Genomic DNA, 6,000 nt, shown 5'->3' with positions numbered 1-6,000 from the left:
TACGCTTCATTCGTCCGTCTCCTTGTCGAACGCCGGACTCTACTTATCGCTGGAGGAAATCTAGGGGCTCAGACCAGCAGGATTGACTTTCGCCGGCTGTTCTGTGTGACAGGAACAAGCGTCCAAAGCTGATTGAGCTTCGTCAAAGGTGATCTCTGCAATTGACATGATATCATGGTATGATATCAATATATCAATGAAGCGAATTCTGGCCGATCTACCCGATGACGATATCAAGTGGCTCGATCGTGTGGCGGAAGAGCAGGGGAAGTCGCGCGCGGCGATCTTGCGGGAGGCGGTCAGCGCCTATCGCGGCGAGACTACCCGCGATGGCATAGAAAAGTTCTTCGGCATCTGGACCGCGCAGGACGATCCCGATGAGGTCGCCAGGCCGTGACAGATGCCGTCTTCGACACCGACATACTGGTCGATGCATTGTGCGACGTGCGTCCCGCGCAGGTCGAACTTATGCGGTATTCCCAGCGTTTCATAAGCCGGATGAGCTGGATGGAGGTTATGGTCGCGGGCCAGGCGCATAACAGCGACCGGGCCGAAGACTTCCTCGATCATTTCCGCGTCATAGAACTCTCCGAGGATGTTGCGCGCCAGGCCGCGGTGTTGCGCGCGCAGCGATCGCAACTCTCGGCAGTCGATGCCATCACCCTAGCGTCGGCGCAGAGCACCGGGCGCATTCTCGTTACACGCAATAGCAAGGACTTCCCGGCAGAGATGCCGGGAATCCGCATTCCCTATACACTCTGACAGGACAAACGGCTCATGTGCGGAATTATCGGTATCGTCGGCAAGGAAGCGGTCGCTGAGCGGCTGGTCGATGGGCTCCGGCGGATGGAGTATCGTGGCTATGACAGTGCGGGAATTTGCACTGTCCATGATGGCACCCTGGTGCGCCGCCGTGCCGAGGGCAAGCTGGCGAATCTCGCCAATGTGCTGGCCAAGGACCCGGCCGATGGGGATGTGGGCATTGCGCATACCCGCTGGGCTACGCATGGCGCACCGACGGCCAAGAATGCGCACCCGCACGCCACCGATCATGTCGCGCTGGTCCACAACGGCATTATCGAGAACTTCCGGGAGTTGAAGGCCGAACTCACCGCCGCTGGAAGAACACTCGAAAGTGACACCGACAGCGAAGTCGTAGCACACCTGGTTTCGCTGCAAGTCGAGGGCGGGGCCAGCCCGCAGGACGCGGTGCGCGAGGTGTTGCCACGCCTGCGCGGCGCCTTTGCCCTCGCGATCGCGTTTCGCGATTATCCGGACTTACTGATAGGCGCTCGCCGTGGTTCGCCGCTGGTCGTCGGCTTCGGTGATGGCGAAACCTATCTCGGCTCCGATGCGCTGGCCCTTGCACAGCTAACCCAGCGGATCGCCTATCTGGAGGAAGGCGACTGGGTGGTCGTGACCCGCGATGGCGCGGAGATTTATGATGAACTGGGAGACCTTGTCGAGCGCCCGATCCAGCTTTCAGGGGCTTCGGCAGCGGCGGTGGAGAAAGGCAACTACCGCCACTTCATGCAGAAAGAGATCTTCGAGCAGCCAACGGTGGTTGCCCAGACGCTCGGTTCCTACCTGCGCCAATCGGATAATTCGGTCGCGCTGCCACAATTCGATTTCGATATCTCGGCGGTAAAGCGCGTGACGATAGTTGCCTGCGGTACCTCCTACTATGCCGGGATGGTGGCCAAATACTGGTTCGAACAGTTTGCGCGCGTTCCGGTCGACATCGATTTCGCTTCGGAGTTCCGTTATCGAGAGCCGGTACTCGAAGAAGGCGGCCTGGCGCTGTTCATTTCGCAGAGCGGCGAGACTGCCGATACGCTGGCCGCGCTGCGCCATTGCAAGGCGGAGGGGCAGACCATCGGCGTGGTCGTGAACGTTCCGACCAGCTCGATGGCGCGTGAGGCGGATCTGCTGCTACCGACGCATGCCGGCCCCGAGATCGGTGTTGCCTCGACCAAGGCCTTTACGTGCCAACTCGCCGTGCTCGCCGCGCTGGCCGCGCACATGGCGGTCAGAAAGGGGCTTATGTCTCGTGCCGACGAACAGGAAGTCGTCGCGCACCTGCTCGAAGCGCCCGCAGCGTTAAATGCCGCGCTCGATCATGACGATGACATTGCCGCAATGGCCCACCTTATCGCGCCGGCGCGCGACGTACTCTACCTCGGCCGCGGGCCGGACTATCCTCTGGCAATGGAAGGTGCGCTAAAACTCAAGGAAATCAGCTATATACATGCCGAAGGGTATGCTTCGGGCGAAATGAAGCACGGCCCGATCGCACTGATCGACGAGGCCGTGCCGGTGATCGTTCTGGCTCCTTCGGGCCCGCTGTTCGAAAAGACCGTTTCCAACATGGAAGAAGTCCGGGCGCGTGGCGGCAAGATCGTGCTGATCTCGGATGCGAAAGGGCTGGAAGAGGCTGGCGAAGGCTGCCTTGCGACCATCGAGATGCCACGCGTCCATCCGCTCATCGCACCTCTGGTCTATGCGATACCGGTGCAGTTGCTGGCTTATCATGTCGCCTGCGTTAAAGGCACCGATGTCGATCAGCCACGTAACCTCGCGAAATCGGTTACGGTAGAATAATTTAGCTCGATCGCTTTGGTATTCGGCACAGTTAATTGATTGCTTTCGGTTTTTACCGGGAAATAAGGATTTCCGATTAACCGTGCACGGGTGAGCGAACAATCCATCAACCAGGAAACCAGCGCGACAGCCCTGTCCATCCGGCAGGTGATCGGTCTCGAGTCGCCCGGGGCCAGCGATTGGGGACTCGTCCACGGCCGGCAGTACGCGCTGCTGAAGGAGCGGGTGAGAGTCCGTTTCGGCCTTCACGTCGTCGGTTTTCTACTGGTCGCAAATGCACTGTTCGGGACGGTTCCTTCCACGTTGCTCGTGGCCTGGGGTGTCGTTTTGGTTGCGGTTGCCGCCCACTCCGCCCGAGCAGACCTGCGGCTGGCGGATGCCGAGTATCGCCATATTTCGGTTGAAGAGATGAAAGTTCACGCTCTTACCTCAGCCGGGAAGGGCACGATCTGGTCGTTGGGCATGATCGCCTGCGCTCTCGTCGCGGAACCTGCGTCCACTGATATCGTCTGGGCAGTGGTCGCGATGTTGATATTGGCGAGCACGGCAAGCCGTTTCAGCGTACCCTTGAGTTCCATTGCTTTTACAGCAGCAGCCGGTGCCGGGGCCCTGATCGCCAGCCTTGCCACTTCTCAGTTCACGCTCGCCGGAATTGTCGTCATCTCGGCGTTGCTGGCCATTTTCGGCGTTGTCGAAAGCGCCCGTGTAGCTGTGGCCGCGCGGCTGGCCGAAGCGGAGATGCAGGAAAAAAGCGAAGTCGTCTCGATGCTCCTGCGTGAATTCGAAGAGGGTCAGGCCGATTGGTTGTGGCAGATCGATACGCGCCGTCGCCTGAAATCCGTTTCGCCGCGGCTTGCTTTCGCATTGGGCAAGGAGCCGGGTCAGATCGACGGCCAGTCGTTCCTGCAGCTCATCTCCGGCAATGGCTGGAAGACCGGGCAATTCCCCCAGAGTCTGCACGACCTTGCCGACAAGTTGAAACGCAAGGAGAATTTCTCCAACCTTACCGTGAAGGTGTCGATCGCAGGCCAGAATCGTTGGTGGGAATTGTCGGGGACGCCGATCGTCGACGACATGGGCAATTATCAGGGTTTCCGCGGTGTCGGGTCGGACGTTACCGAGCAGCGCGAGTCTTCCGAAAAGATCGAATACCTCGCGCGCTACGACACCCTCACCCATCTGCCGAACCGCCGCATGCTCAACGAAGCTCTGGGCGAGGCGCTGAAATACTCTGCCGATTGGCGATCGCGTTGCGCGTGTCTCATGATCGATCTGGATCGCTTCAAGGCGGTCAACGATTCGCTTGGCCATCTTGTCGGCGACAAGATGCTTGGCGAGGTCGCCGCCCGCCTCAAGCCATTGGTCCGGGAAGGCGAAGTCTGTGGCCGACTTGGCGGAGACGAGTTCGCTGTAGTGATCCGCGATGCTTCCGACAGGGATCGCATAGAGCGCCTGTCGCATGCCATCATCGAGCGCCTGTCGGAACCCTACGAGATCGAAAACCAGATTCTCTATGTTGGCGCCAGCGTCGGCTCGGCGTTCGGTCCGCGCGATGGAGGGACTGTAGAGGAACTGCTGCGCAATGCCGATCTGGCACTTTATCGCGCCAAGGATGAAGGCGGGGGCGTACATCGCGAATATGAGCCTTCGCTGCACGCCAATGCCGAAGAAAAGCGGCAACTCGAACATTCCTTGCGCCACGCTCTCGAGCGCAACGAGATGCATCTTCAGTACCAGCCGGTGGTGGATGCCAACTCAGAGGAGATCGTGAGTTTCGAGGCACTGATCCGCTGGCACAGCGCCGAACATGGCTTTGTGAGTCCGGCCAAGTTCATCCCCTTGGCTGAGGACACGCGTCTGATCGTACCGATCGGCACATGGGTCATGCAGGAAGCCTGCCGGGAGGCCGCCGTTCATTGGCCCGAGCATGTGAAGGTCAATGTCAACGTCTCGCCAGAGCAACTCCTCGAACCCGATTTCGCCGCCACCGTCGTCCGTGCGTTGTCGCACAGCGGGCTTGAACCGAAACGGCTTGAGATTGAAGTCACGGAGAGCATCTTCATGCGAGACGCGGGCATTGCTCGTAAGGCGCTCGAGCAGTGCATGGCACTCGGTTGCTCGATCGCGCTGGACGACTTTGGCACCGGCTATTCATCGCTCGGCTATCTGCGAAAACTGAAATTCTCGACGATCAAGGTCGATCGCAGCTTCGTGCAGGGTGCGGCACAGCAGAGTCCGGAATCGCTTGCCATCATTCGCGCCGTTGTCGCCATGGCCGAAAGCCTGAACATGACGACCACCGCAGAAGGCGTAGAGAACGCGGATGAGGCGGCGCTGATCCGTCGTCTGGGCTGCACCAAGATCCAGGGCTACCATTTCGGCCGGCCGATGCCGTTGGAAGATGTGCGCCGGATCCTTGGCCGGCACGATACGGCAGATCGCCTCAAGAGCGCCTGATCACACGGTAGCCAGAGCCTTCACTGCGTTCTCGAACAGGGCAACGCCGTCGGTACCGCCATGGGCCGCGTCGATCGCACGTTCCGGGTGCGGCATCATGCCCAGAACATTGCCCGCAGCATTCAGAATTCCGGCAATATCCCGGCGCGAGCCGTTGCAGTTCTCGGCGTAGCGGAAGGCTACGCGGCCTTCGCCCTCCAGCCGGTCGAGCGTGTCCTCGTCGGCGAAGTAATTGCCGTCGTGATGGGCCACCGGGATACGGATGGTCTGCCCGTTTTCGTATCCGGCCGTGAACAGGGACTGGCTGTTCTCGACCGTGAGCGCAACGGTGCGGCAGATGAAATTCTGGCTGGCATTGCGCATCAGTGCGCCCGGTAGCAGACCGGCTTCCGTCAACACCTGAAAGCCGTTGCATACACCCAGTACCGGCACACCGCGCTCGGCCCGCCGCTTAACGCTCCGCATGATCGGGCTGTTAGCCGCCATCGCACCGGAGCGGAGATAGTCGCCGTAAGAGAACCCTCCCGGCAAGGCGATGAAATCGAGGTCTTCGGGGAGATGGGCATCGCCATGCCACACGCGCATCGCAGCCGTTCCCGAAACCTTTTCGATCGCCACCGCCATATCGCGGTCGCAATTGGAACCGGGGAAGGTGATGACAGCGGCGCGGAAGGTCATCAGCCGACCTTCTCGATGCGGTAGTTTTCGATCACTGTATTGGCGAGCAACTTCTCGCACATCTCCGTAAGCGCCGTGTCGTCGGTATCGTCGGCGACGTCGAGTTCGATCAGGCGGCCGACGCGCACCTCATCGACCCCGGCGAAGCCAAGCCCTTCGAGAGCGTGATGGACGGCGCGTCCCTGCGGGTCGAGGACGCCAGGCTTGAGCGAGACATGAACGCGGATATTCATCGAGCGGGCCTTTCCTGTTGGCGCGCCTATG

6 protein-coding genes are annotated in these 6,000 nt (G+C 60.4%); 4 read left to right on the top strand and 2 right to left on the bottom strand.

The features are described from left to right. Positions 1 to 196 precede the first annotated feature (196 nt). From K3174_RS11445 to K3174_RS11430, 4 genes are all read left to right on the top strand, one after another. Positions 197 to 397, top strand: coding sequence for a ribbon-helix-helix protein, CopG family (locus K3174_RS11445; RefSeq protein WP_221558399.1), 201 nt, complete (start codon positions 197 to 199; stop codon positions 395 to 397). Then, a complete protein-coding gene (locus tag K3174_RS11440; protein ID WP_221558397.1) occupies positions 394 to 762 on the top strand; it encodes a type II toxin-antitoxin system VapC family toxin in 369 nt (122 codons plus the stop codon). Before K3174_RS11445 ends, K3174_RS11440 begins: the two co-directional genes overlap by 4 nt. Before the next feature lie 15 nt (positions 763 to 777). Further along, on the top strand, positions 778 to 2,601 hold the full coding sequence (glmS, locus tag K3174_RS11435; RefSeq protein WP_221558396.1) for a glutamine--fructose-6-phosphate transaminase (isomerizing): 1,824 nt from the start codon (positions 778 to 780) through the stop codon (positions 2,599 to 2,601). A gap of 90 nt (positions 2,602 to 2,691) precedes the next feature. Next, entirely contained in the window at positions 2,692 to 5,058 is a 2,367-nt protein-coding gene (locus tag K3174_RS11430; protein ID WP_345719637.1) for a putative bifunctional diguanylate cyclase/phosphodiesterase, read from the top strand. On the opposite strand, the gene purQ is transcribed toward K3174_RS11430, so the two are convergent. Together purQ and purS are read right to left on the bottom strand one after the other, a co-directional pair. After that, positions 5,059 to 5,736: a phosphoribosylformylglycinamidine synthase subunit PurQ gene (gene purQ, locus K3174_RS11425; protein ID WP_221558395.1), complete on the bottom strand. Its 678-nt coding sequence runs from the start codon at positions 5,734 to 5,736 to the stop codon at positions 5,059 to 5,061. It abuts the gene before it with no gap. After that, on the bottom strand, positions 5,736 to 5,969 hold the full coding sequence (gene purS, locus K3174_RS11420) for a phosphoribosylformylglycinamidine synthase subunit PurS (RefSeq protein ID WP_221558393.1): 234 nt from the start codon (positions 5,967 to 5,969) through the stop codon (positions 5,736 to 5,738). The genes purQ and purS overlap by 1 nt, the downstream gene beginning before the upstream one ends. Between the last annotated feature and the right edge of the window lie 31 nt (positions 5,970 to 6,000).

This window comes from Qipengyuania qiaonensis, assembly GCF_019711515.1.
GTDB classification, from domain to species: domain Bacteria; phylum Pseudomonadota; class Alphaproteobacteria; order Sphingomonadales; family Sphingomonadaceae; genus Qipengyuania; species Qipengyuania qiaonensis.
Note: the sequence above shows the minus strand (reverse complement) of the source record. Positions and strands in the feature narration are given on the sequence as shown.

Excerpts from the sequence above, each read along its gene's own strand:
- K3174_RS11445 (WP_221558399.1), top strand. The coding sequence starts at position 197 with ATGAAGCGAATTCTGGCCGATCTACCCGATGACGATATCAAGTGGCTC.
- glmS (WP_221558396.1), top strand. The coding sequence starts at position 778 with ATGTGCGGAATTATCGGTATCGTCGGCAAGGAAGCGGTCGCTGAGCGG.
- purQ (WP_221558395.1), bottom strand. The coding sequence starts at position 5,736 with ATGACCTTCCGCGCCGCTGTCATCACCTTCCCCGGTTCCAATTGCGAC.
- purS (WP_221558393.1), bottom strand. The coding sequence starts at position 5,969 with ATGAATATCCGCGTTCATGTCTCGCTCAAGCCTGGCGTCCTCGACCCG.